General features: G+C 69.8%; 23 protein-coding genes. 18 read left to right on the plus strand and 5 right to left on the minus strand.

Features of this window, described 5'->3' with window-relative positions; genetic code table 11:
• Positions 1-577: 577 nt before the first annotated feature.
• Genes ACIA1L_RS08790 through ACIA1L_RS08805 form a run of 4 tightly spaced genes read left to right on the plus strand, consistent with a single transcriptional unit; the run spans position 578 to position 5,090 of the window.
• Positions 578-3,676, plus strand: coding sequence for a nitrate- and nitrite sensing domain-containing protein (locus tag ACIA1L_RS08790; RefSeq protein WP_396072450.1), 3,099 nt, complete (start codon positions 578-580; stop codon positions 3,674-3,676).
• Positions 3,673-4,086, plus strand: coding sequence for a roadblock/LC7 domain-containing protein (locus ACIA1L_RS08795; RefSeq protein ID WP_396071986.1), 414 nt, complete (start codon positions 3,673-3,675; stop codon positions 4,084-4,086). The genes ACIA1L_RS08790 and ACIA1L_RS08795 overlap by 4 nt, the downstream gene beginning before the upstream one ends.
• A gap of 40 nt (positions 4,087-4,126) precedes the next feature.
• A complete protein-coding gene (locus ACIA1L_RS08800; RefSeq protein WP_396071987.1) occupies positions 4,127-4,489 on the plus strand; it encodes a DUF742 domain-containing protein in 363 nt (120 codons plus the stop codon).
• A complete protein-coding gene (locus ACIA1L_RS08805; protein WP_396071988.1) occupies positions 4,470-5,090 on the plus strand; it encodes a GTP-binding protein in 621 nt (206 codons plus the stop codon). Before ACIA1L_RS08800 ends, ACIA1L_RS08805 begins: the two co-directional genes overlap by 20 nt.
• Before the next feature lie 8 nt (positions 5,091-5,098).
• Here ACIA1L_RS08805 and ACIA1L_RS08810 read toward each other — a convergent pair whose 3' ends face one another.
• Positions 5,099-6,133 (minus strand): uroporphyrinogen-III synthase, encoded by a 1,035-nt coding sequence (locus ACIA1L_RS08810; RefSeq protein ID WP_396071989.1) that lies wholly within the window; start codon positions 6,131-6,133, stop codon positions 5,099-5,101.
• A gap of 360 nt (positions 6,134-6,493) precedes the next feature.
• Here ACIA1L_RS08810 and rplM point away from each other — a divergent pair, with 360 nt between their 5' ends.
• The 3 genes from rplM to glmM all read left to right on the plus strand — a co-directional run bounded on the left by rplM (position 6,494) and on the right by glmM (position 8,997).
• Positions 6,494-6,937: a 50S ribosomal protein L13 gene (rplM, locus tag ACIA1L_RS08815; protein ID WP_396071991.1), complete on the plus strand. Its 444-nt coding sequence runs from the start codon at positions 6,494-6,496 to the stop codon at positions 6,935-6,937.
• A 20-nt stretch (positions 6,938-6,957) separates the two neighbouring features.
• The gene (rpsI, locus tag ACIA1L_RS08820) at positions 6,958-7,494 is read left to right on the plus strand and encodes a 30S ribosomal protein S9 (protein WP_396071992.1); all 537 of its coding nucleotides are present in this window, start codon (positions 6,958-6,960) and stop codon (positions 7,492-7,494) included.
• Positions 7,495-7,644: 150 nt separating this feature from the next.
• Positions 7,645-8,997 (plus strand): phosphoglucosamine mutase, encoded by a 1,353-nt coding sequence (gene glmM, locus ACIA1L_RS08825; protein ID WP_396071993.1) that lies wholly within the window; start codon positions 7,645-7,647, stop codon positions 8,995-8,997.
• 269 nt (positions 8,998-9,266) lie between these two features.
• Here the strand turns inward: glmM and ACIA1L_RS08830 are convergent, their stop codons facing one another.
• Together ACIA1L_RS08830 and ACIA1L_RS08835 are read right to left on the minus strand one after the other, a co-directional pair.
• Entirely contained in the window at positions 9,267-10,457 is a 1,191-nt protein-coding gene (locus ACIA1L_RS08830; RefSeq protein ID WP_396072451.1) for a pyridoxal phosphate-dependent aminotransferase, read from the minus strand.
• A gap of 29 nt (positions 10,458-10,486) precedes the next feature.
• The gene (locus ACIA1L_RS08835) at positions 10,487-10,990 is read right to left on the minus strand and encodes an MmpS family transport accessory protein (protein WP_396071994.1); all 504 of its coding nucleotides are present in this window, start codon (positions 10,988-10,990) and stop codon (positions 10,487-10,489) included.
• A gap of 886 nt (positions 10,991-11,876) precedes the next feature.
• On the opposite strand from ACIA1L_RS08835, the gene glmS reads away from it, so the two are divergent.
• On the plus strand, positions 11,877-13,760 hold the full coding sequence (gene glmS / locus ACIA1L_RS08840) for a glutamine--fructose-6-phosphate transaminase (isomerizing) (protein ID WP_396071995.1): 1,884 nt from the start codon (positions 11,877-11,879) through the stop codon (positions 13,758-13,760).
• Here glmS and ACIA1L_RS08845 read toward each other — a convergent pair.
• Both ACIA1L_RS08845 and ACIA1L_RS08850 read right to left on the minus strand, forming a co-directional pair.
• Complete coding sequence (locus ACIA1L_RS08845) at positions 13,747-15,102, minus strand: alpha/beta hydrolase (RefSeq protein ID WP_396071996.1); 1,356 nt, start codon at positions 15,100-15,102, stop codon at positions 13,747-13,749. The genes glmS and ACIA1L_RS08845 overlap by 14 nt on opposite strands.
• On the minus strand, positions 15,099-15,377 hold the full coding sequence (locus ACIA1L_RS08850) for a hypothetical protein (protein ID WP_396071997.1): 279 nt from the start codon (positions 15,375-15,377) through the stop codon (positions 15,099-15,101). Before ACIA1L_RS08850 ends, ACIA1L_RS08845 begins: the two co-directional genes overlap by 4 nt.
• Before the next feature lie 145 nt (positions 15,378-15,522).
• Here ACIA1L_RS08850 and ACIA1L_RS08855 point away from each other — a divergent pair, with 145 nt between their 5' ends.
• The 10 genes from ACIA1L_RS08855 to ACIA1L_RS08900 all read left to right on the plus strand — a co-directional run bounded on the left by ACIA1L_RS08855 (position 15,523) and on the right by ACIA1L_RS08900 (position 24,006).
• Complete coding sequence (locus ACIA1L_RS08855) at positions 15,523-15,891, plus strand: holo-ACP synthase (RefSeq protein ID WP_396071999.1); 369 nt, start codon at positions 15,523-15,525, stop codon at positions 15,889-15,891.
• A gap of 15 nt (positions 15,892-15,906) precedes the next feature.
• Positions 15,907-17,355, plus strand: coding sequence for an NAD(P)H-hydrate dehydratase (locus ACIA1L_RS08860; protein WP_396072000.1), 1,449 nt, complete (start codon positions 15,907-15,909; stop codon positions 17,353-17,355).
• 37 nt (positions 17,356-17,392) lie between these two features.
• Positions 17,393-18,562, plus strand: a complete 1,170-nt coding sequence (gene alr, locus ACIA1L_RS08865) for an alanine racemase (RefSeq protein WP_396072001.1) — start codon at positions 17,393-17,395, stop codon at positions 18,560-18,562.
• On the plus strand, positions 18,559-19,674 hold the full coding sequence (locus ACIA1L_RS08870) for an alpha/beta fold hydrolase (protein WP_396072003.1): 1,116 nt from the start codon (positions 18,559-18,561) through the stop codon (positions 19,672-19,674). The genes alr and ACIA1L_RS08870 overlap by 4 nt, the downstream gene beginning before the upstream one ends.
• Positions 19,671-20,162 carry a tRNA (adenosine(37)-N6)-threonylcarbamoyltransferase complex ATPase subunit type 1 TsaE gene (gene tsaE / locus ACIA1L_RS08875; RefSeq protein WP_396072004.1) on the plus strand — a complete coding sequence of 164 codons (492 nt, stop codon included), beginning with the start codon at positions 19,671-19,673 and terminating at the stop codon, positions 20,160-20,162. Before ACIA1L_RS08870 ends, tsaE begins: the two co-directional genes overlap by 4 nt.
• Positions 20,159-20,839 (plus strand): uracil-DNA glycosylase, encoded by a 681-nt coding sequence (locus tag ACIA1L_RS08880; protein ID WP_396072005.1) that lies wholly within the window; start codon positions 20,159-20,161, stop codon positions 20,837-20,839. Before tsaE ends, ACIA1L_RS08880 begins: the two co-directional genes overlap by 4 nt.
• 443 nt (positions 20,840-21,282) lie before the next feature.
• A complete protein-coding gene (gene tsaB, locus ACIA1L_RS08885) occupies positions 21,283-21,939 on the plus strand; it encodes a tRNA (adenosine(37)-N6)-threonylcarbamoyltransferase complex dimerization subunit type 1 TsaB (protein WP_396072452.1) in 657 nt (218 codons plus the stop codon).
• A 329-nt stretch (positions 21,940-22,268) separates the two neighbouring features.
• Entirely contained in the window at positions 22,269-22,697 is a 429-nt protein-coding gene (gene rimI, locus ACIA1L_RS08890; RefSeq protein ID WP_396072006.1) for a ribosomal protein S18-alanine N-acetyltransferase, read from the plus strand.
• Positions 22,690-23,742 carry a tRNA (adenosine(37)-N6)-threonylcarbamoyltransferase complex transferase subunit TsaD gene (gene tsaD / locus ACIA1L_RS08895; RefSeq protein WP_396072007.1) on the plus strand — a complete coding sequence of 351 codons (1,053 nt, stop codon included), beginning with the start codon at positions 22,690-22,692 and terminating at the stop codon, positions 23,740-23,742. The genes rimI and tsaD overlap by 8 nt, the downstream gene beginning before the upstream one ends.
• A 9-nt stretch (positions 23,743-23,751) precedes the next feature.
• Entirely contained in the window at positions 23,752-24,006 is a 255-nt protein-coding gene (locus tag ACIA1L_RS08900) for a hypothetical protein (RefSeq protein WP_396072008.1), read from the plus strand.
• Positions 24,007-24,043: the final 37 nt, after the last annotated feature.

Here is a 24,043-nt window from a genome sequence, read left to right on the forward strand (position 1 = left end):
TGAGGGGCGGAGACGGGACGACAAGTCCCGGCAAACGCGATGTTGTCCGGAGTGGACCGGGAAAACACGGACAGCCCGTCCGTCCCATCGCGCCAAACCTTGCCAACGTGAAGGTTGCTGGTCAAGCCGCACCCGGCGTGGTTCGCGGGATGCGCATCCCACATAGTGGTTGGAATCTTGATGGACGATCGTCACTGTGCCGGCAACAGGCGCCGTTCCGGTTACATTCGCGCACGTCAACGCCTACGCACTGTCGCTTGTCGACCCGCACCGGAGATTGCCGGGCTTTCGTGAACGCTGTTTCCGGGAGGTCTCGCACTTCCCAAACGGTTGCCGACTCTGATGAAATCGCGGCCGTGCCGCATGTGGCACGTGCTCTGCCGCCTCGCTCGGCCGGGCCCGGGCGACGGCGATCGTACGGGCGAAGAGACGCGGGGACGATCAGCGAGGAGATGTCGTGAGCACCGGATCTTCGGCCCAGGCCGCGACCCGTACCCCGAGCGCTGTCGCCGATCCCGACTCCGCCAGCTTCGACTCGGCGTTGAGCAGCGAAAATGACGAAAGTGAACGCGGCGGTGTGCCGGCTCGGGGCACGCGACGGCGGTGGTTCCCCCGGCTGCGTGACGCCCGCATCCGTTCCAAGCTCGGCCTGATCCTCTTCGTTCCGTTGCTCGCGGTGCTGGCGCTCGCCGCCGTACGGCTCGTCGACGTCGGTGGTCGTGCGCTCGACTCCGGCCAGGTGGAAGACCTGACCCGGCTGTCCACGAACGTCTCCGAGCTGACCCACAAGCTCCACCAGGAACGGATCGCGGCAGCCGCATACCTGGCCGATCGGGCGGCCACAGCAGACGGTTACAACACGGTCATCGCTGAGAGTGATCGGCGCATTCAGGAGTACACCGTGGCGCGCCGTGCGCAGGGTGACCCGCCGCCCGCGCTGCAAGCCCGCCTCACCCGCATCGACGACCATCTGCGCACGATGGACGCGACCCGAAAGAAGATCACGGATCGCGACGAGATCGCCGTCGCCGAGGCGGTGCTGCGCTACGGCGTCGTCATCACCGACCTGGTCGGCTACGGCGAGGTCCTCAGCCAGTACGCGGGCGAGGGTGCCGTCGCCGACAGCCTGCGCGCCGTCGCCGCCTTCACCCGGGCCAAGGCCGGCACCGCGGAGCAGGAAGCCGTGGCGTACGCCGCCCGCGTAGCCGGGGACACCAGCGATGAACAGCTGTCCGTCCTCACCGCCACGCAGACCGCTCAGCAGGAAGCGCTCGAAGGTTTCGCCCTGGTCGCCACCCCGGACCAGCAGTCCCTGGTCGACAACACGGTCACCGGCGACGCGGTCAACCTCGCCGATCAGACCGCCACCCAGCTGCTGCGGGGCGCGTCGGTGCCACCACTCGACATCATCCAGTCCATGGGTTCCGTCGTGGACCTGATGCGCTGGGCCGAGCAGCGACTCGAATCGCAGGCGCTGAACCAGGCCGCGGGGGAGAGCGGCGCGGTGACCCGGCAGGCCGCCATCGAAGCCGCCCTCGTGCTGCTGACCCTGATCATCGCGGTGGCGCTCGCCGTCGTCCTGGCGCGTTCGCTCAACCTCTCGCTGCGCCGACTGCGCGAAGGCGCCCTCGCGGTGGCCCATCGCGACCTGCCCGAGGCGGTCTCCCGGCTCCGCGACGTCCGCAACCTGGGCGACAGCGGACTGGAGGACATCGTCCGCCAGGTGCGTGACCCGATCCGGCTCAGCAACCGTGACGAGGTCGGGCAGGTAGCCCAGGCCTTCAACGTGGTCCACCGGGAAGCCGTCCGCGTCGCCGCCGAGCAGGCAGCCCTGCGAACCAGCGTCTCCGCGATGTTCCTGAACCTGGCCCGCCGCTCGCAAACCCTGGTCGACCGGATGATCGGCGAGCTCGACCAGATCGAGCGCGGCGAGGAGGACCCCAAGCGGCTCGCCCAGCTTTTCGAGCTCGACCACCTGGCCACCCGAATGCGCCGCAACGACGAGAACCTGCTCGTCCTGGCCGGGGCCGACTCCAGCGCCCCGCGCCGCGAAGACGCGCTGGTGGTCGACGCCCTGCGTGCCGCGCAGTCCGAAGTCGAGCTCTACAACCGCATCGAGTTCGGCACGGTCGACACCGACATCTCCATCGCCGCCATCGCGGTCAACGACGTGGTTCGGCTCGTCGCGGAGCTGCTGGACAACGCCACCCGCTTCTCGCCACCCAATTCGGTGGTGGTCGCTGACGGCCGCCGCATCCGCGACTATGTGGTCATCCAGGTGGAAGACCGCGGCCTCGGCATGTCCGAAGAGCAGATGGACGGCCTCAACCGACGGCTGGCCGACACCCCCGACGTCGACGTGGCCGCGTTCCGGCTGATGGGCCTCGCCGTGGTGAGCCGCCTCGCCGCCCGGTACGGCATCCGCGTCGAACTGCGCGCCAACCTCGAAGGCGGCACGGTCGCCCAGATCATCCTGCCGAACAGCATTGTGGTGCTGCCCGGTCTCCGCCCCAGCGATCCACCGACCCGCGGTGGACGCCCGCTGGATGCCGCGCCGGTGGGCTGGAACGACCCGATGCCGCTGGGCCGGGGACCGGCGGTCACGGCGACGCTGCCGGCGATCGCCTTGGACCCGGGGCACCGCAACGGCGACGGGCACCCCCGGACGTCGGTGGCCGACCTGCCCGACTTCGAGCCACAGCAGCCAGCGATCCCGGTCCACCCCCAGCTGCCGCTGCTGCCGTCGCAGCGGCCCGCCAGCGGCGAAGGCTTTCCCACCCCGAACCGGCCCGCCCTGCCCAAGCGCGGTGCCGAAGACCGGCCGCCGCTGCCCACCCGGATCGCCCAGCCGGTCGAACCGGAGCCGGCGCGAAAGTCGGTGTGGAACGCAGAGGACCCCCAACCCGGTGCCTCCAAGCCGGAACGGACGCCGGAGTGGGACGCGCGGACCGAGATGCAGCCGCTAGTTCCCGCGCGCGGTCCGGAGGCGAGCGGGGGGTGGGGAGCTGCGCTCGCCGCGATGCCGCCGCCACCGCCGCCTCCCGTGTCGGCACCGCGTGACGAGCGGCCCGAAGCCGCGCCTATCTTCCTGCAGATGCAACAGAGTTGGTTCAAGGGTCACGATGGACCGATCGAGGATTGGGGCCTGCCCACCGCGGGCTACGCGCCCCCGCCGAATTCCCCGGTAGCTGTCGCCGCTCCCGTCGCACCTCCGGCCCCAGCGCCAGCCCCGGCTGCAGCTCCAGCCCTGGCTCCGGCCCCCGCTTCGGCTTCGGCTCCGGCCCCAGCTTCGGCTTCGGCCCCGGCCCCGGCCCCAGCTTCGGCTTCGGCCCCGGCCGCAGAGAGTGCGGAGAACAGCGGGCAGGCCGTTCCGCGCCCGCGTCGGTCAGCAGAGGACGCCTGGCGGACAGCCGCCGACGAGGGCTGGCAACGGGCCATGGCAGCAGCCGAACCCAACGTCACCGACACCACCCGCTCCGGGCTCCCCAAACGGGTGCCCCAGGCCCAGCTGGTGCCGGGCGGCGTGGAAAGCAACCTTCATCACCAGAACCGGCGCAGCCCAGACGAGGTCCGCGGGCTTCTCTCCGCGTACCACCGGGGTGTGCAACGCGGGCGTACGGCCGGCAGTGAAGAAGCTGCCGCCCTCGCCCCTGCTCCTAAGGAGAACGGACAGTGACCAGGCCCCCCACCATGCAGGACATGGGCTGGCTGCTCAGCAACTTCGCCGACAGCGTCGCGGGCATCGCCCACGTGGTCGCGGTCTCCGCCGACGGGCTGCTGCTGGCCTCCTCCCGGGATCTGCCCGGGGACCGGGCCGACCAGCTTGCCGCGATCACCTCCGGCGTGGTCAGCCTCACCGACGGTGCGTCGCGAATGTTCAATGCCGGCCAGGTGCAGCAGACAATCATCGAGATGGACAGCGGCTACCTGTTCCTGATGTCCATCAGCGACGGTTCGTCCATGGCCGTCCTGGCAGCTCGCAGTTGTGACGTCGGCCAGGTCGGCTACGAAATGGCCCTGTTGGTCGAACGGGTCGGCGCCGCCCTGGTGCCGGCTCCGCGTGAAGTCGTCGCCGGCCAGGTCTGACCGACCGACCGCGGACAGCCTGGCAGGAGGTGATCGCTCGATGGGACAGCCGTACGATCCGCGCGGCAACCTGGTCCGACCGTATGCGGTCACCAGAGGCCGGACCGAGCCGCGCCGGGAAATACCGATCGAGGCGGTGCTGGTAGCCAGCCAGGCCGCTGTTCAGGAAGCCCGGTTCGCCGGGCACGACAAGTACCGCATAGCCGTGCTGTGTGAGCCACGGGCGCAGTCGTTGGCCGAGATAGCGGTCTACAGCAGGCTCCCCCTGGGCGCCGCCCGAGTTCTCGTCGCCGACATGGTCGCCGACGGGATGTTGTCGCTGCACAGCGCCGCTCCCAAAAGTGGATTCACGGAGCGGATGGATCTGCTGGAAAGGGTGTTGAGTGGACTTCGCAAGCTCTGAGCGAGCGGGGGCGCAACCCAAGGAGATCACCTCCGCGAAGATCGTTGTCGCCGGTGGCTTCGGCGTCGGCAAGACGACGCTGGTCGGTGCGGTCTCCGAGATCGAGCCGCTGACCACCGAGGCCGTCATGACCTCGGCCGGGCAGGGCATCGACGACGCCTCCAAGGTGCCAGGCAAGGAAACCACCACGGTGGCGATGGACTTCGGTCGGATCACCATGGCTGAGGACCTGATCCTGTACCTCTTCGGTACGCCCGGACAGACCCGCTTCTGGTTCATGTGGGACGAGCTGATCCGGGGTGCCGTGGGTGCGGCCGTGCTGGTGGACACCCGACGGATCTCCGATGCCTTCGCGCCGCTCGACTACTTCGAGAACCGGCACCTGCCGTACCTGGTCGCGCTGAACTGCTTCGACGGCGCGCCCCAGTACGAGCCGGACGAGGTGCGGGAGGCGTTGGCGATCTCGTCGCACGTGCCGCTGATCATGTGCGATGCGCGACACCGGGACTCGGTGAAGTCGGTGCTGGTGGGCGTCGTGGAACACGCGATGCGCACGTTGGTGGCCGAGCAGGGTCGAGGCTTCCCGGCCGCGGTGGGCTAGGACCCGTCTCAGGCCGGCAGCCGGTAGCCGCGCTTCACCACGGTCTGCACCACGCCGGGCAGACCCAGCCCGGCGCGCAATCGGGCCACGGCCATCTCCACGGCGTGCTCGTCAGCGCCGCGGGGCAGGGCGTGGAGGAGTACCGCCCGGGACAGCACCCGGCCCGGCGTCGCGGCGAGTGCGCGCAAGACCGCCATCGGGCCGGGCGCCAGCGGCTTCAGTTCGCCGTCGACGATCGCGGCATGGCCGCGCAGGGTCAGTCGGTGTCCGGCCACGTCGATCGTGCGCGCTCGGCCGGGCAGCGCTTTTTCGACCGTACGCACAAGGGCGCCCGACCCGGCACGTGCCGGCGTCACCACGGGCACGTCGCGCTCGCGCAGCGGCGCGGCGGTGACCGGCCCGACGCAGGCCGCGAGCACGTCCCCGCGCAGCGCTTCCAGGACCGTGGCAGCGCGCGGCCCGGCCGCGCGCAGGAGGGCGGTCACCGCGGGCGCGGAGGTGAAGGTCACCGCGTCCACCAACCGGGCGGCGACAAGATCGACCAGCCGAAACAGCGGCGCCTGGTCGGCCGGCGGCGCCCACCGGAACACCGGGACCTCGATCACGCGCGCGCCGGCCGTCCGCAGCACTTCCGCGGCCTCCGGCTGACTTTCCCCGTGTAGTTGCATCGCGACGGTCAGGCCCGCCACACCCCGGGCCAGGAGGTCGTCGAGGTGGTCGTCGAGGTCGCCGCGGGTGAGCAGACACGAGCGCATCAGTACGGCACGCAGCGGCTCGGCGACACCCCAGCTCTCCGCGGCGCTGAGCCAGCCACCCAGCCCGTCGCCGGAGCCGTCCCACACAATGTCGGGTGGTGTGTCGAGGCAGTCCCGTGTCGCCGTACGCAGCTCAGCGCTGTCGGCGCAGGAGACCACACGCAAAGCGGGCGCGCAAATCACCCGGGCTCCCAGACGCGTGAACAGGTCCGCCAGCTCCGCTCGGCGGCGGTCCGACGTGACGCCGACCGTGTAACCGGACAAAGAGGTCGCCGCACCACTCGCCATCACCGCATCGTGGCGGTGGGTGATTTCGCCCCCAAGTCCCGTATGTTTCGATTCCGTCAAGCGCCCGCCCGCCCCCGATGCCGCCCTCCGCGGACTCCCGTGGGTGGAATCACGTCACCCGGCGTCGGCGTGCCGGGGGTCACGGCCTATCCTGGGGCCGATAAGTTATGCGGTCCGTCGGCCTGACGGGCCTCCTAGCCCGTTTTGACCGCGCGCTGCGCCGGCGGGTATTGTTGCCTGCTGTTGTGCGACAGCTGCGAGCGTTCCCCTTCGGGTACGCTCGATGTTCGTGCTCGACACCTGCTGTTGGTGGCGAACAGGCGCGCGCTCCCCAGACCGACGACGAGACAAGGTAATTCTGTGCGTACGTACAGCCCGAAGCCGGGTGAGATCGAGCGTCAGTGGCACATTATCGACGCTTCTGACGTCGTTCTGGGTCGCCTGGCCACCCACGCCGCCACCCTTCTGCGCGGCAAGCACAAGCCGATTTTCGCCCCGCACGTCGACACCGGCGACTTCGTGGTGATCATCAACGCGGGCAAGGTCGCGCTGACCGGCAACAAGCGCCAGACCAAGGTCGCCTACCGCCACTCCGGCTACCCGGGTGGCCTGAAGCAGGTCGGCTACGAAGAGCTGCTGACCAAGCGCCCCGAGCACGCGGTCGAGCTGGCCGTCAAGGGCATGCTCCCGCACAACAAGCTCGCCCGGCAGATCATCAAGAAGCTGAAGGTCTACCCCGGCGCCGAGCACCCGCACGCCGCGCAGCAGCCGGTGCCGTTCGAAATCAAGCAGATCGCGCAGTGAGCGCGGGCGAAGGAAACAGCATGTCCGACATCGCCGAGCCCGAGGTCGTCGAGACCGTCGAGGCCCCCGCTGAGGCCGCTGCCGAGGTTCCCGCCGAGACGGTGGAAACCCCCGCGGAGACCGTCGTCGTCGAGGCCGCGCCGGTCGTGGTGCGCGCTCCCCGCCCGGGCGACCGTCCGATCCAGACCGTGGGCCGCCGCAAGGAGGCCATCGTCCGGGTCCGGCTCGTCCCCGGCACCGGCAAGATCACCTGCAACGGCCGCGAACTCGCGGAGTACTTCCCGAGCAAGGTGCACCAGCAGCTCATCCGCGAGCCGCTGAACACCGCCGAGAAGGCCGAGCAGTTCGACGTCATCGCGAACCTGCGCGGCGGCGGCATCACCGGCCAGGCCGGCGCCCTCCGCCTCGGCATCGCCCGTGCGCTCATCACCAACGAGCCCGATGACCGCCCGGCGCTCAAGAAGGCCGGCTTCCTCACCCGGGACGCCCGGGTCAAGGAAAGCAAGAAGTACGGTCTCAAGAAGGCCCGCAAGGCCCCGCAGTACTCGAAGCGCTGATCGCAGCGCTCGCCTTGCACCACGTCTGACCGGACGGCCGGGTGCGCCCCCTCGCTGGGGGCGCGCCCGGCCGTTTCGCATTTCCCTGCCCGAACTACGCACCGGTCGGCCTTTACTTGAGGGATCGGACCGGCGAAAGGAACGACCACGATGGGGCGACTCTTCGGTACGGACGGCGTACGTGGGCTCGCGAACGGTGAGCTGCTCACCCCGGAACTGGCCCTCTCGGTCGCGGTCGCGGCCGCCCGGGTGCTCATCGAAAGCGACCGCAGCCACCAGCCGCTCGCGATCGTCGGCCGGGACCCCCGCGCCAGCGGCGAAATGCTGGAAGCGGCCGTGGTGGCGGGCCTGACGAGTGCGGGCGCCAACGTCGTCCGGGTCGGCGTGCTGCCCACGCCCGCGGTCGCGTACCTGGTCGGTCAGGCGCAGGCGGACCTCGGTGTCATGCTGTCGGCCTCGCACAACCCCATGCCGGACAACGGCATCAAACTCTTCGCCCCGGGCGGCCACAAGCTGCCCGACGAGCTCGAAGCGCGCATCGAAGCGGCGATCGAAGACGGGCACGGCCTGGTAGGCCGCCCCACCGGCGCCGGCGTGGGCCGCGTCCACGACCTGCTGGACGGCGCCGAGCACTACGTGAAGCACCTCCTCGCCTCGGTGCCGCACACCCTGGAAGGCGTCAAGGTGGTCGTCGACTGCGCCAACGGCGCCGCCAGCGACGTCGGCCCGGCCGCCTACGAGCAGGCCGGCGCGGAGGTCGTCGCCATTCACGCCGACCCCGACGGCCTCAACATCAACGACAACTGCGGCTCCACCCACATGGAGGCGCTCCGCGAGGCCGTCATCCGCGAAGGTGCCGACCTCGGCCTGGCCCACGACGGCGACGCCGACCGCTGCCTGGCCGTCACTGCCGCCGGTGACATCGTCGACGGCGACCAGATCATGGCGATCCTGGCCCTCGCCATGCGCGAGGCCGGCACGCTCACCGACGGCACCCTGGTTGCCACGGTGATGAGCAACCTCGGCCTGCGGCTGGCCATGAAGCAGGCCGGCATCCGCCTCCTCGAGACCAAGGTCGGCGACCGCTACGTCCTCGAAGAGCTGACCGCCGGCAACCTCGCCCTCGGCGGCGAGCAGAGCGGCCACATCGTCATGCCCGCCTACGCCACCACCGGCGACGGCGTCCTGACCGGCCTGCACCTGATGGCCACGATGGCGGCCTCCGGCAAGTCCCTGGCGGACCTGGCCGCGGTCATGCACAAACTCCCGCAGGAACTGATCAACGTCCCGGTGCAGGACCGTGAGGCAGGCGCCCAGGCCCCGACCGTCCAGGCCGCGGTGGCGCTGGCTGAGGCAGAGCTGGGCGAGACTGGCCGGGTGCTGCTCCGCCCGTCGGGCACCGAGCCTCTGGTCCGGGTCATGGTCGAGGCGGCCACTCAGGAACAGGCCCGGACGGTCGCCGAGCGCGTCGCCGACGAGGTACGGTCCGCCAGCCCTGCCTGATGCGGCTTCCGCGCTTGAGTTTTTGGTAGCCCGGCCGCTGTCGCGGCCGGGCTCTGCCGTCTTTGCGGGCGGCCGGGGCTTGGCTTCCGGGTTCAGGCGGCGTTGCGGACAGCTGGGCTTTGGCGGTCGAGCTCGGGTGGCTCGGGCTTGGGCGGCTGTGCGGGCGGCCGGGGCTTGGCCTCCGGGTTCAGGCGGCGTTGCGGACAGCTGGGCTTTGGCGGTCGAGCTCGGGTGGCTCGGGCTTGGGCGGCTTTGCGGGCGACCGGGCCTCAGCTGCTGCTGGCGAGGGTGCGGAGGCGCTGTGCGGCTTCATCGATGACGTCTTCGCGTTTGCAGAAGGCGAAGCGGATCAGGTGGCGGCCCTGATCCTGGTGGTCGTAGAAGACCTGGGTGGGCACCGCCACGACACCACACTGCTCGGGAAGTGAGCGGCAGAAATCGACCCCGTCCTTACCGCCCAGCGGCGTGATATCGGCCGTCACGAAGTAGGTGCCCTCGGACGGCAGCACCCCGAAGCCGGCGTCGGTCAGCCCGGAGACCAGGCGATCCCGGCGGGCCTGGAGACCGTCGCGGAATGTGGTGAAGTAGGCGTCGGGGAGCGCGAGAGCCACCGCGACGGCTGGTTGCAGCGGCCCGGCGTTGACGAAGGTCAGGAACTGCTTGACCCGGAGCACCGCGGAGACCAGCGCGGCCGGGCCGGTTGCCCAGCCGACCTTCCATCCGGTGCAGGAGAACGTCTTGCCCGCCGAAGAGATCCGCAGCGTGCGCTCCCGCATACCCGGCAAGGTCGCCAGCGGCACGTGCGGTGTCGCGGTGTCCGTGAACACGAGGTGCTCGTAGACCTCGTCGGTGACGGCATTCACGTCATGTTCCTGGCAGAGCTGGGCGATCAGCGTCAGTTCTTCCGTCGTGAAGACCTTGCCGGTCGGGTTGTGCGGCGTGTTCAGCAGCACTAGACGGGTACGCGGACCAAAAGCCGCCCGCAACTCGTCCGGGTCGAAGTCGTACCGCCCGCTGGCACCGGGCCGTAGGGTCACCGGCCGCCGCACCGCACCGGCCAGCGTGATCGACGCCGCGTACGAGTCGTAGTACGGCTCGAAGCACACCACCTCGTCGCCGGCCTCGCACAACGCCAGAATGGTCGCCGCGATCGCCTCGGTAGCCCCGGCAGTGACCGCAACTTCGGTGTTCGGGTCCCGACCAAGCCCCCAGAACCTGTCCTCGTGCGCGACGATCGCCTGCCGCAGCGCGGGGATGCCGGCCAGCGGCGGGTACTGGTTGGCGCCGGACCGCAACGCCTCGGCTGCGGCGGCCAGCATCTCCGGCGGCCCGTCGGTGTCGGGGAAGCCTTGTCCCAGGTTGACCGAGCCGGTCCGGACGGCGAGCGCGGACATCTCGGCGAAGATAGTGGTGCCGAAGGGGCGCATGCGGCCGACGAGCGGATCCGCGGAGGTCGACATCGTCACGCGCGTCAGACTACGGCCTTCCGCTAGAAAATCACTTTGGAGCAGGTGGCGGTGATGAAGGTGCCGGTGCTCGTCTTCTGTGCCACCTCTTCGCCGTTCACCTTGGCACTGCAACTGATCGACCCGTCGGTGATGTTCCCGCGCACGGCAACCACGGAAACGAGCGACGAGCCGCGCAGCTTGACCGTCTTGCGCCAGGGCAGCTTGGCGTCGCTGACTCGTTTCGGCTCCTTGCCGAGGTCTTCCATGTAGACGATCTCGACCGGACCGTCGCCGGTGACCTCGTACTCGACCTCGATCTCCGTGCCCTCGCCGGGCAGTTGCGGGAGGTTGGTCGGTAGTTCGGGCAAGTCGGTGGGCAGGCCCGGCACTTCCGGCACTTCGGTGGGCACCTGTGGCACGGTCAGGCTGGGTGGCGTGGGGAGGTTGTTGATCGCTTCTTCGGCCTTGTCGGTGGCCCGGTTGACCAGCAGCACCCCCGAGGTGATCCCACCCGCGCAGAGCAGCAGCGTCACCGCGATCAGCACTGCGACTAACGGGGTGTTGTTGCGTTTCGGTGGCGGCGGGGGAGGGGCGCCGTACCCGGGTGGCTGCCCGTAGGCCGGCGGCGGCGCGAATCCACCAGGCGGCGCGAATCCACCAGGCGGCGGGTAGCCGCCTTGCTGGGACGGCGGTTGATCGACCGCCGGGAACTGCGAAGTCGGCGGATACATGGCGGGAGGTGCGCTGGCCGGCGGCTCGGGCAGCGAGGCAATACCGGGTTGAAACTGCGGCGTAGCCGGCGGCCCGCTGTGGGGCGCTGCGGGTGGCCCGCTGAACGGCGCTGCGGGTGGCCCGCTGAACGGCGCTGCGGGTGGCCCGCTGTGGGGCGCTGCGGGTGGCCCGCTGAATGGTGCGGCGGGTGATCCGCTGTAGGGCGTCGTGGGTGGCTCGTTGAAGGGCGCTGCCGGCGGCTGGCCGTATGGCGTGGTCGGTGGCTCGCCGCCGTAGGGGGTGGTGGGTGGCTCGCCATAGCTGGCGGCAGGCGGCCCGCTCGGCGGGGCGAAGGGAGATCCGCTGGAGGGCGCGGTGGGCGGCTGGCTCTGCGCGACGGTCGGCGGCTCGAACGGCGTGGGCGCCAGGGGATCGCCGGTCGGTGACGACCAGGGCTCGCCCGAGGGCGGCTCCTCCGGGGGCAGCGGGCGAGTGGGATCCGTGGGCGGTGGATAGCTCAATCGTCTCTCCAGAGCAGGCGTACGGCCGACGGTACGCCTGCCAAGCCAGACCTGGATCACCCGGTCGGGTCAGCGTTGCTCGTGACCTGGACGGGAGTCCGCGCACGGCTGACCGAACGGCTGTTTCGCTCACGTACGATGCGCGAAAGTATGCTTCTCGAGCAGCGTCCGTGAGCAATTGTCCGCTAGGCTGCCCTTCATGTGTGGGATCGTGGGTTACGTCGGCAATCGTCCGGCGCTGCAAATCGTCCTCGACGGGCTCCGCCGGTTGGAATACCGCGGATACGACTCGGCCGGCGTGGCTGTCATCGATGACTCCGTCATCCTGACCGAGAAGCGGGCCGGAAAGCTGGCGAATCTGGAAAAGGCGCTGGCCGATCGGGCGAGCGACGGGATCGCGGCCGGGAAGACCGCCATCGGGCACACCCGCTGGGCCACGCACGGCGGACCCACCGACCGGAATGCGCACCCGCACCTGTCGGCTGACGGGCGGGTCGCGGTGATCCACAACGGGATCATCGAGAACTTCGCTCGGCTGCGCGCCGAACTGGAAGCCAACGGCACCGAGTTCGTCAGTGACACCGACACCGAGTGCGCGGCTCACTTGCTCGCCGCCGAGATGCGTACGCTGCGGGACTCCGGTGCGGCTGACGGCCCGCAGCTGCTGGCTGAGGGCATGCGCCGCGTGGTGCGCCGTCTCGAGGGCGCGTTCACGCTGCTTGCCATCGACCTTGGTGTGCCGGACGCGGTGGTTGCCGCCCGGCGTAACTCGCCGCTGGTGGTGGGCCGCGGGCAGGGGGAGAACTTCCTCGCCAGTGATGTCTCCGCCTTCATCGAGCACACCCGCGAGGCGATCGAGCTGGGTCAGGACCAGGTTGTCCTGATCACCGGAGCGGACATCGAGATCACCGACTTCGATGGCGCCCCGGCGACCGGCCAGGAATACCACGTCGACTGGGACCTGTCCGCCGCCGAGAAGGGTGGCTACGACTACTTCATGCTCAAGGAGATCGCCGAGCAGCCCCAGGCCATCGCCGACACGCTGCTGGGCCGGCTGAGCGAACGCGGCGAGATCATCCTGGACGAGGTGCGGCTTACCGACCAGGACCTGCGGGATGTGGACAAGGTGTTCATCGTGGCCTGCGGTACGTCGTACCACGCGGGCATGGTGGCGAAGTACGCGATCGAGCACTGGGTGCGCATTCCTTGTGAGGTGGAGCTGGCTAGCGAGTTCCGCTACCGCGACCCGATCCTGGACCGTTCCACCCTGGTGATCGTGATCAGCCAGTCGGGCGAGACGATGGACACCCTGATGGCGCTCCGGCACGCCAAGGAGCAGAAGGCTCGAGTCCTCGCCATCTGCAACACCAACGGGTCCACCATCCCGCGTGAGTCGGACGCCGTGCTCTACACCCATGGCGGCCCGGAAATCGCTGTCGCCTCCACCAAGGCTTTCCTCACCCAGCTCGTCGCCTGCTACCTGATCGGCCTGCATCTGGCCCAGGTGCGCGGCGTGATGTACGCCGACGAGGTCGCCGCCGTGGTCGAGAAGCTGCAGGCCACCCCGGACAGCCTCCGCACCCTGCTGGACCGCATGGAGGAGGTCCGAGCGCTGGCCCGGGACCTGCGGACCGCCTCGACCCTGCTGTTCATCGGCCGGCACGTGGGCTTCCCGGTGGCGCTGGAAGGCGCGCTCAAGCTCAAGGAACTCGCCTATATGCACGCCGAGGGCTTCGCCGCCGGCGAGCTCAAGCACGGCCCGATCTCGCTGATCGACCAGGGCACCCCGGTCGTGTGCGTGGTGCCTTCCCCCGCCGGGCGCGGCGTCATGCGGGACAAGGTCGTCTCCAACATTCAGGAGGTTCGGGCCCGGGGCGCCCGGACGATCGTGATCGCGGAGGAGGGTGACGAGGACGTTCGAGCCTTCGCCGATCACCTGATCCCGGTGCCGCCGACGCCGACCCTGCTCGCGCCGTTGATGACCACCGTGCCGCTGCAGGTCCTTGCCTGTGAGATTGCCGCCGCTCGCGGCCACGACGTTGACCAGCCGCGCAACCTGGCGAAGTCCGTCACCGTGGAATGACATCGGTGCTCCCCACCACGATGTGCGCCAAGGCGTCCAGCGCCGGGCCACCCTCGGCCCAATAGCCGAGGTGCCCGGCGCTGGCCTGGGCCGCGAATGTTCGCCCGCCGAAGGCAGGGTCGGCGGGGTTTCTGCCGAAGAAGAGGTCGCGCTCCGGTCGACCGAATGCGAGCAGAGCACCCGCCGGACCGGCCGGGGCGAGGAGTGCATCCTCGGCCAGGCTGCGGGGTGACACGGCGGCCCACTGGATGGGGTCCGTCAGGGAAGTCGTGGCCCACACCTCGGTGGACGGAACGTGCAGGTGCGCCGCGGCATCCACGCCCACGCCCGGCGAGCCGACGAAGACCACGCTATCGGCGTCGAATGCGGGCTCGGCCGCGGCGGTGCCCACGACTAGCGACCCGTAGCTGTGCCCGAGCACGGTCTGTCGAGCGGTCAGACCCTCGTGAGTCGCGCGCAGCCCCTCCTGGAAGTAGCGCAGGGCGGTAGCTCCTCTGTCGGCCTGCGCTCGGCTTACCGCCTCGCCCAGATGGTCCGGAGCGTCGTAGCCCAGCCACAGGATCGCACTGGTTGCTACGCCCGGTGACAGTTCACCCGCCTGGGCCGAGAGCCGCGCCACGCGGGCAAGCTCGCCTCCGACCGAGGCCAGGTCGGCCGTCATGCCTGGCACATGGGTGACGACGTTAGCGGCCGAGTCGGGATCGCCCAGCGCAAGCACCGCCCGCCCGTCACCCGTGGGATCGATCTGCAGGAGGTACGCCCGCAGCCCGTCCCCCTCAGCTAGCTGATGAGCCAGTGCGCCGCTACCTCGCAGCTCGTTGAGCAACAGCCGGTTGGCGCGGTCCCGGGCGGCGGCGGGAATGCCGTCCAGCGAGCCGATCCAGCCCGGTCCGGTAACGAGCAGCCAGCCGCGATGCGCCGGGTCGAGGCCGTTCCACCACCGGTTCACCTCGGCTGGCGTTGCCGTGCAGGCAGGTGGATCGGTGCCTGGCGGTTGCGCGGGGATCCGAAACACCTCCCGGAGGGTCTTGCTTGCCCGGATGTCTGCTGCGGTGGCGATGCCGAGATCATTGCTGCGCCGGGCTCGGTCCAGCGCTGCGGCGAACTCGCTCAGCGCCTGGTCAGCGGCCCAGCAGTCCAGCCGGAAGAGGTCCAGCCGGCGGAGAATCCGGAGGAGCTGGTCGCCGGCGGCAAGCGCCGCTCTGCCCTGCCAGATCGTCCGTAAGGCAGCGGAGAGCTGCCGTAGCTCGGCGGACCAGATTCCAGCTGTGGAAGCCAGGATTCGCCACGCCGAGGCGATCACACTCCAGTGGCGTGGGTCGGTCGCCTGCAGCACGCTCATCGCAATGCCCGAAAGCGGTCAGCGACTCGATTGTCGGTGTCGTCATAAGCGCCGGCTGTGGCGGCTGCGGCTCGGGCTGTGGCGATGAGGTCGTCGGCGATCGCTGCCAAAGTGTGCTGGGCGGCTGTGGCTGCGCCCGTACCCGCGGCAGAGGCTGACCAGGGCGGACCCGGAATGGGCGGCAATGGATCGGCGTGCAGCCGATCGCCCGCTCTGATCAGCTTTTCCGCCCAGGCGCGCAGGCCTTCCGTGGTGACCTCGAACTCTTGTGTCATCGGCAACCTTCCCTTGGCCGTTCGCGAGCCGGGACAGGCTCGGGCCGACGACGTTAGGGAAAGCGGGAACCGGCCGAATCCAGCCTGTGGATAACGCGGCTCCGACAGCACGTTGTGGATAACTCGCACCGATAGGGTTGGCTGTGTGATCGTGTCTGTCGGGATCGACGTGGTGCTGGTCGAACGGTTCGCCCGCGCACTGGAACGCACGCCGCTGCTTGCGGATCGGCTCTTCACCGATGCGGAACGGACGACGCCGTCCGGCAACCCGCGCTCGCCGGAGTCGCTGGCCGCCCGCTTTGCAGCGAAAGAAGCGGTAGCCAAAGCCTTGGGCGCGCCTGGCGGGCTGCGCTGGCACGACTGCGAGATCGTCTCGGACCCGGATGGCCGACCGTGGCTCACGGTCTCCGGTACGGTCGCGGCGGTGGCGGCCGAGCGAGGCGTCAATCGGTGGCATCTGTCGCTGTCCCACGACGGCGGCATCGCCTCGGCCATGGTGGTCGCCGAGGCCTGACAGACGGGAGCACGGATGCGGCAGGCATGGCGGGTTGCGGACGTACGCTCGGCAGAGAAAGCCCTGATGGCGACCCTGCCAGCCGGCACTCTCATGCAACGGGCCGCGGCTGGACTCGCCCGTCGGTGCGCCTTGCTGCTGCGCGAGAGCGGCGGTGTCTATGGCGCGAGCGTCGTGCTGCTCGTGGGCAGTGGTGACAACGGTGGTGACACGCTCTTCGCGGGAGCGCTGCTGTCCGGGCGTGGTGCCGCGGTGTCGGCAGTGCTTCTCGACCCGAATCGGGCGCATTCCGCCGGACTTGCCGCGCTGCGTCGCGCGGGTGGGCGCGCGATCACCGACCTGCCGGTGTGCGCCGATCTGGTGGTCGACGGCATCGTGGGCATCGGCGTGAGCGGTGGATTGCGGGATCAGGCGGCCGCCCTTGTCGCTCGGCTCAGCAGTCTGCAGGCGCGAGATGGCGGACGGCCGCCCGTGGTGGCGGTGGACGTGCCGAGTGGTGTGGCGGTGGACACAGGTGACGTGCCGGGCGACGCGGTGCACGCCGACGTCACGGTGACGTTCGGCTGTCTCAAGCCCGCGCACGTCGTGGGGCCCGCCGCGGCCCTGGCGGGCCACGTCGACCTGGTGGACATCGGTCTGGGCGCGACGCTGCGAGCTGATCCTGCCGTACGCGTCCCTGACGTGTCCGATATCGCCGCGTGGTGGCCCCGCACGCATTCCGGGTCAGACAAGTACAGCCGCGGCGTGGTCGGGGTGGCGACGGGGTCCGCGACCTATCCGGGCGCGGCGGTGCTGTCGATTGCCGGGGCGCTGGCCGGGCCGGCTGGCCTGGTGCGTTATGCCGGCAGCGCCGGACCCGAGGTGCTGCGGCAACACCCGTCAGTGATCGCCACCGAGCGGGTCGCCGACGCCGGCCGAGTGCAGGCCTGGGTGTGCGGGTCGGGGCTGGGCACGGGAGCCGATGCGCGTACGGAACTGCGAAGCGTCCTGGCCTCGTCGTTGCCGGTCCTGCTGGATGCCGATGCCCTGAACCTGCTGGTGGATGGGCAGCTCGCGACGGATTTGCGGCGGGACGCACCGCTGGTGATCACTCCGCACGACGGGGAGTTCGCCCGACTGTCCGGGCAGGCACCCGGCGCCGACCGAGTTGGTGCCGCTTGTCGCCTCGCCGCGTGGATCAACGCCGTGGTGCTCCTCAAGGGCGATCGGACCATCGTGGCGACGCCGGCCGGTGAGGTCTGGGCCAATCCGACCGGCAGCGCCGCCCTTGCCACCGCCGGATCGGGTGACGTGCTGGCAGGCCTGCTGGGTTCCCTGCTCGCCGCGGGGGTGCCCGCTGAGCGAGCGGCTGTGGCCGCCGCGTACGTGCATGGCCTGGCTGGACGCCACGCCGCGGTCGACGGGCCGGTGACCGCGCCGGATGTTGCCGCAGCGTTGCGCTCGGTGCTGGCGGACCTGCGGTGACGTGGTTCTGTCGGACCCGGTCAGTAGGGTGGTGAACATGTGGCAGGCCGAGGTCCGGATCGATCTGGACGCGATTCGCGACAACGTGGCGATGCTGCGGACCGGCACCACCGCTGAAGTCATGGCGGCCGTGAAGGCCGACGGTTACGGACACGGCATGCTGCCCGCGGCCCGTGCCGCCCTGGCCGGCGGTGCCACCTGGCTCGGCGTCGCGACCCTCGACGAGGCCCTGATTCTGCGCCGGGCCGGGATCGTCGCTCCCGTCCTGGCCTGGCTCCATGCGCCGGGAATGCCGCTGCACGAGGGCGTCGAAGCGGATGTGGATCTCAATGCCGGCAGTCTCGGTCAGCTCAATGAGGTCATCGCGGCCGCTCGCCACGCCCGGCGGGCAGCCCGGGTGCATCTCAAGATCGATACCGGCCTGTCCCGCGGCGGCGCAACGTCGGCCGACTGGTCCGCCCTGGTGGAGGCCGCGGCGAAGGCGCAGGCAGGCGGAGACCTCGAGGTCATCGGGATCTGGAGCCATTTCGCGTGCGCCGACCTGCCCGGTCACGAGACGATCGACGACCAGTTGGCCGGCTTCGAGGAGGCGCTGGCGGTCGCGGAGCGCTTCGGAGTGCAGCCGCGCTACCGCCATATCGCCAACTCGGCCGCCATGCTCACCCGCCCGGACACCCACTACAACCTGGTTCGGCCCGGTGTGGCGGTCTACGGCCTGTCGCCCTTGCCCGGCCCGCCGCCCCCGGGGCTGCGCCCCGCGATGACCGCCCGGGCCAGGGTCGCCCTCACCAAGCGGGTCCCGGCCGGCCAAGGCGTTTCGTACGGTCACACGTATCACACCGCCCGCGAGACCACCCTCGCCCTCGTGCCGCTCGGCTACGGCGATGGTGTCCCGCGACATGCCTCCAACGTTGGCCCGGTGCTGCTCGGTGGCGCCGTGCGTCGCATCGCCGGACGGGTCAGCATGGACCAGTTTGTCCTGGACTGCGGCGACGACCCGATCGCGGTAGGCGACGTGGCGGTCCTCTTCGGCTCGGGCGACGCCGGTGAACCGACCGCCACCGACTGGGCCGAGGCGACCGGCACGATCAACTACGAGATCGTGACCCGGTTCGGCGGATCCAGAGTGCCGCGCGTCTATGTCGGATCAGCGGGTAAAGCATCCGGCAGCAACCACGTCAGCTCTTCCCCCGAGGAGACCGGATGAGTTCCGCCAAACCGTCCGCCCGTGGCACGTCTCGGTCCGGGCGGTCCGGACCGCGCCGCCGCGCGAAGCAGGTCGGCATCGCCGGTGCCGTCATCGGTGTCGCCGCGGCCGGGCTCGCCACGGCATTCGCCGTCGAGCGAGCTCTCGTCCGCCGATCGGTGAACGCACCCGGCGACCCGTATGCGGACGAGGAATTCGGTGAGCAGCCGCACGACTCCGAGCTCACCGTTACCGCAGCAGACGGCACCAAACTGCACGTGGAGATCGTGGAGCCTCGGCAGGCCGGTGACAGGCCCACGATCGTCTTCGTGCACGGTTTCGCCCTGGACATGGGCACGTTCTATTTCCAGCGGCAGGCCCTCACGGAGCAGGGTCAATACCGACTCGTCTGCTACGACCAGCCGGGTCACGGCCGGTCGAGCCGCTTGCAGTCCGGCGACTACGACATCGCGGCGCTCGGAAAGTCGCTGGCCGCCGTGCTGAACGAGGCGGTGCCGGACGGGCGCATCATTTTGGTAGGGCACTCGATGGGCGGCATGACTGTCATGGCGTTCGCCGAGCAATACCCGGAATGGTTCGGCGAACGGGTCACCGGCGTGGTCCTCATGTCCACTTCGGCCGGTCTGATCGACAAGGCGAAAATCGGCCTGCCGACCCTGGTTGCCCGCGCCAGTGCCCCGTTCATCCCGGTGTGGGGCGGCGCCGCGCGGCTCGGCGGGACCGTGATCGACCGCGCCCGGGTTGCCTCTTCCGACCTCGCCTGGCTGTTGACCCGCCGCTACGGGTTCGGTGACTCCCGGCCCAGCCCGTCGCTGGTGACCTTCGTCGAGCAGATGAACTCCCGCACCTCGGTCGAGACCCTCACCAAATATCTGCGCACCCTCTATACGCACAACCGGTTCCCGGCTCTGTCGGCGTTGGAAAAAGTGCCGGTCCTCGTGCTGGTCGGGGACAAGGACTACCTGACGCCGGTGGCGCACTCGGAGGATATTCTCCGACGCCTGCCGGACGCGGAGCTCATGAAGATCGACAACAGTGGTCATGTGGTGATGTTGGAAAAGGCGGATGAGGTCAACGCCGCGTTGCTGTCCTTCCTGGAGCGACACGGATGAAGCACCGACTAGCCACTGTGGATGAAACTCAAGCTTTCGGTGTGCGACTAGCAGGTCTCCTGCGCGCAGGAGACCTGCTCTTGCTGACTGGCCCCCTCGGCGCCGGCAAGACCGCTTTGGTGCAAGGCATCGGCGCCGGGCTGAAAGTGCTCGGCGCCATCACCTCGCCCACCTTCGTCATCGCCCGCGTGCACCGGCCCGACCCGGCGCGAGGCGGCGAGGTGCCGCTGGTGCACGCCGACGCGTACCGGCTGGGTGATGCTGCCGACCCGCGAGCGGAGATCGACGACCTCGACCTCGACGCCGCCGCCGAAGATGCCGTCACCGTTGTCGAATGGGGGGCGGGCCTGGTCGAGCAGCTCAACGATGAACACCTTGCCGTGCACATCGACCGCCTCGACGACGACACCCGCGTGATCGACCTGGTACCCCATGGTGGCGACTGGGCCGCCCGCCTCGACAAACTCTGCAACCCGGAGATCAAGTGAAGCTGCCCGAACTGCTCCCCACCGCCTGGCGTGCGGAACTGACGCCGTTCCTCGACCCCGCCGCCACCGAGGCGCTGGGCGCGTTTGTCGGCGAGCAGTATGCCCAGCACAACGTCTACCCGCCGGTCGAAGACCTCTTCGCCGCGTACCGGCTGTGCACGCCCGAGCAGACGCGAGTGCTGATCCTCGGCCAAGACCCGTACCACGGGCCGGGGCAGGCGCACGGCCTCAGCTTCAGCGTTCGCGACGGCGTCCGGGTCCCCCCGTCGCTCCGTAACGTCTACAAGGAACTCGCGGCTGACCTCGGTGTGCCACCCACGACGAGCGGTGACCTCACTGGGTGGGCGAAACAGGGTGTGCTGCTGCTCAACGCGGTTCTCACCGTACGCGCAGGGGCGGCGGCCTCGCACAAAGGCAAAGGGTGGGAGGAATTCACCGACGCGACGATCCGAGCCCTGAACGCGCGGCAGGAACGAGTGGTGTTCCTGCTCTGGGGTGCCTACGCCCGTAAAAAGGCAGCCTTCGTCACCAACCCCGTCCATACGGTGATCGAATCCGGACACCCCAGCCCGATGAACGGCGGCCGGGACTTCTTCGGCGCCCGGATGTTCAGTGCGGCCAACAAGGCACTCGCGGATGCCGGACGTCCCACGATTGACTGGGACCCCCGTAGCTAGCCGCTGACGCCGCTCATCCCTGGACAGCGGACGGCTGAGCCTCGACTCCGGCGTCAACCTCGTGCGCAGGTAGGCCAGGTGCGAGGGTCGGCGTGGCGTGCGGGTCGGGCTAGCGCGCGTGCGGTTTGGCCTGGCGTGCGGTTGGGCTGGCGTGCGTGCGGTTGGCCTGACGTGCGGGTTGGGCTGGCGTGCGTGCGGTTGGCCTGACGTGCGGGTTGGGCTGGCGTGCGGGTTGGCGTGCGTGCGGGTTGGGCTGGCGTGCGGGTTGGGCTGGCGTGCGGGTTGGCCTGGGCGTGCGGGTTGGCCTGGGCGTGCGGGTTGGCCTGGCGTGCGGGTTGGGCTGGCGTGCGGGTTGGGCTGAGCTGGCGTGCGGGCGGTTGATCGGTGCGGTTGGGTTTGGGTCGGTGCGCGGCTGGATTATGGTCGGCCGCTACTGTTTCCTGGTGCTGGTACTTGCCCTGGATACGTCCACTCCTGCGGTCACGGCTGCCCTTGCGGAAGTGACCGATTCCGCGCTGACCGGGCTGGGCGAACGCCGCGTTGTCGATTCGCGGGCGCATGGGGAGTTGCTGGCGCCGCAGATCAGGGCGGTGCTTGCCGGGGCCGGGGTGCGGCCCGCGCAGCTGGGCGGGATCGTTGCCGGGCTGGGGCCGGGGCCATTCACCGGGCTGCGGGTTGGGCTCGCTACGGCGGCGAGCATGGGGCAGGCGCTGGGCATTCCGGCGTACGGCATCTGTTCGCTGGATGCGATCGGTCGGGCTGCCGGGCCGGGGCGGGTCCTGGTGGCAACCGATGCGCGGCGACGGGAGGTGTATTTCGCCACCTATGTCGATGGTGTGCGGGTGACTGAGCCGGCGGTGGCGAAGCCAGCTGAGGTGCTGGTGGATGCCGAGCGGGCCGTCGGCGAGGGCGCGCTGAAGTACAGCGACGTGTTCGGGGTGCCCATCGATGATCGACTGCTGTACCCGCCGGGCGAGGCGCTGATCGCGCTTGCGTGGGACAAGATCCGCGCCGGGGCGCCGGGGGACGCGCTGACGCCGCTCTACCTGCGGAGGCCGGACGCGGTCGAACCCGCTGCGCGGAAGACTGTGCTGCCGTGACACCAGACGGCGCTAACGGCTCTGAGCACCGTGTCGCCGTGGCGAAGGGTAGTGCCGGCGGCTTGAAGGATCGTGCTGCCCACACGAAGGACTTTGCCAAGAGCTCCCAGGACTGTGCCGCTGGGGCGGAGGACCGGGCTGCTGGGGCGGAGGACCGGGCTGCTGGGGCGGAGGACCGGGCTGCTGGGGCGGAGGACCGTGCCGCTGGGGCGGAGGACCGTGCCGCTGGGGCGGAGGACCGTGCCGCTGGGGCGGAGGACCGTGCCGCTGGGGCGGAGGACCGTGCCGCTGGGACGGGGGCCCAAGCCGGTGGCTCGGAGGGTCGGGCTGTGATGATTGAGCGGTTTCGGTGGTGGCACATTGCCGAGGTGTTGCCGCTGGAAGAGGACCTTTTCGGGCCGGAGAAGTGGTCCGCCACGATGTTCTGGAACGAGTTGGCGCAGCGGAACTTCTACGTGGTGGCTGTCGAGGACGACCGGGTGCTCGGGTACGCCGGCCTGGCGGTGGTCGACGACGAGGAGAGCTGGGTGCAGAACATCGCCGTCCGGCGGGACGCGCAGCAGCGGGGTCTGGGGCGGGCGCTGCTCGAGACGCTGCTGGAGCGGGCAGGGAAGCGGAAGGTGTTGTTGGAGGTCGCTGTCGACAATCAGCCTGCTCAGCGGCTGTATGCGCGGTATGACTTCGAGCCCGTCGGGATTCGGCGGGGCTACTATCAACCGAGTAACACGGATGCCCTGGTGATGATGCGCGATGCGTGACGAGCCCCTGGTTCTTGGGATCGAGACCTCTTGCGATGAGACCGGCGTCGGCATCGTGCGGGGGCACACCTTGCTGGCTGATGCGTTGGCCTCCAGTGTGGACCAACATGCGCGGTTCGGCGGGGTGGTGCCGGAGGTTGCCAGCCGGGCGCACCTGGAAGCGATCGTGCCGACCATGCAGCGGGCGTTGGACGAGGCGGGCGTGACGCTGGCCGACATTGACGCGATCGCGGTGACTGCCGGGCCGGGGCTTGCGGGGGCGCTGCTCGTCGGTGTCGCTGCCGCCAAGGGGTACGCCCTCGCGGCGGAGAAGCCGATCTACGGCGTGAATCACCTCGCGGCGCATGTCGCCGTGGACACCTTGGAACACGGGCCGTTGCCGGAACCAGCGGTGGCGATGCTGGTGTCCGGCGGGCATTCCTCGCTGCTGCTCGTGGACGATCTCACCGCCGGGGTGCAGCCGTTGGGTGCGACCATCGACGACGCGGCGGGGGAGGCCTTCGACAAGGTGGCCCGGCTGCTGGGGATGGGATTTCCGGGCGGGCCGGTGATCGACCGTACGGCCCGGGACGGCGACCCGCGGGCCATTGCGTTCCCTCGGGGGTTGACCGCGGCGAAGGATATCGACCGCTACCGGTTCGACTTCTCGTTCTCGGGGTTGAAGACCGCCGTGGCGCGCTGGGTGGAGGCCCGGGAGCGCAGTGGCGAGCCGGTGCCGGTCGCCGATGTGGCCGCGAGTTTCCAGGAGTCGGTCTGCGATGTGCTGACCGCGAAGGCGTTGGACGCCTGTCGGGAGCACGGCGTCCAGACGCTGATCATCGGTGGTGGGGTGGCGGCGAATTCCCGACTGCGGCTGCTGGCGGAGGAACGCGCCGCGAAGCTGGGCATCCGGGTGCGGGTGCCGAGGCCACAGTTGTGTACGGACAACGGGGCGATGGTGGCGGCGCTCGGGTCGCATCTGGTGGCCGCCGGGGTGTCGCCGAGCCCGCTGGAGTTGCCGGCTGATTCGGCGATGGCATTGACCTCGATTGCCGTCGCGGGGTAGGAAGCCAGGATGATCGCACGGATGTGGGAGGTACGCGCCTCGCGCAGCGGCTTTGACGAGCTGCTGACCTGGGTGTGTGATGTGGCGCTGCCGGCGCTGGAGGTGCTGCCCTCGCACGTGTCGAGTGAGGTGTTCACCTCCACGGATCTGCGCATTGTGGTCATCTCGAAGTGGCGGAACCCGCCCGCTTCCCTTCCGGAGCCGCCGGCAAACCTGGTGGCGCGGTCTCCGCACGTATGGGATTTCTCGCCGGTCGACAGATAACGCGCTGGATCGTGACTGCGGGGTTACGTAACGTCGA

The organism is Actinoplanes sp. NPDC051859, from assembly GCF_044452725.1.
GTDB lineage: Bacteria > Actinomycetota > Actinomycetes > Mycobacteriales > Micromonosporaceae > Actinoplanes.

Bases quoted from the DNA above. Each gene is read 5' to 3' on its own strand.
- rpsI (WP_396071992.1), top strand. From the start codon at position 6,958: ATGTCCGACATCGCCGAGCCCGAGGTCGTCGAGACCGTCGAGGCCCCC.
- glmS (WP_396071995.1), top strand. From the start codon at position 11,877: ATGTGTGGGATCGTGGGTTACGTCGGCAATCGTCCGGCGCTGCAAATC.
- ACIA1L_RS08845 (WP_396071996.1), bottom strand. From the start codon at position 15,102: ATGAGCGTGCTGCAGGCGACCGACCCACGCCACTGGAGTGTGATCGCC.
- tsaE (WP_396072004.1), top strand. From the start codon at position 19,671: ATGAAGCACCGACTAGCCACTGTGGATGAAACTCAAGCTTTCGGTGTG.
- tsaD (WP_396072007.1), top strand. From the start codon at position 22,690: ATGCGTGACGAGCCCCTGGTTCTTGGGATCGAGACCTCTTGCGATGAG.
- ACIA1L_RS08810 (WP_396071989.1), bottom strand. From the start codon at position 6,133: ATGGCGAGTGGTGCGGCGACCTCTTTGTCCGGTTACACGGTCGGCGTC.
- ACIA1L_RS08860 (WP_396072000.1), top strand. From the start codon at position 15,907: ATGCGGCAGGCATGGCGGGTTGCGGACGTACGCTCGGCAGAGAAAGCC.
- ACIA1L_RS08900 (WP_396072008.1), top strand. From the start codon at position 23,752: ATGATCGCACGGATGTGGGAGGTACGCGCCTCGCGCAGCGGCTTTGAC.
- ACIA1L_RS08850 (WP_396071997.1), bottom strand. From the start codon at position 15,377: ATGACACAAGAGTTCGAGGTCACCACGGAAGGCCTGCGCGCCTGGGCG.
- alr (WP_396072001.1), top strand. From the start codon at position 17,393: ATGTGGCAGGCCGAGGTCCGGATCGATCTGGACGCGATTCGCGACAAC.
- ACIA1L_RS08830 (WP_396072451.1), bottom strand. From the start codon at position 10,457: ATGTCGACCTCCGCGGATCCGCTCGTCGGCCGCATGCGCCCCTTCGGC.
- ACIA1L_RS08870 (WP_396072003.1), top strand. From the start codon at position 18,559: ATGAGTTCCGCCAAACCGTCCGCCCGTGGCACGTCTCGGTCCGGGCGG.
- glmM (WP_396071993.1), top strand. From the start codon at position 7,645: ATGGGGCGACTCTTCGGTACGGACGGCGTACGTGGGCTCGCGAACGGT.
- ACIA1L_RS08800 (WP_396071987.1), top strand. From the start codon at position 4,127: ATGGGACAGCCGTACGATCCGCGCGGCAACCTGGTCCGACCGTATGCG.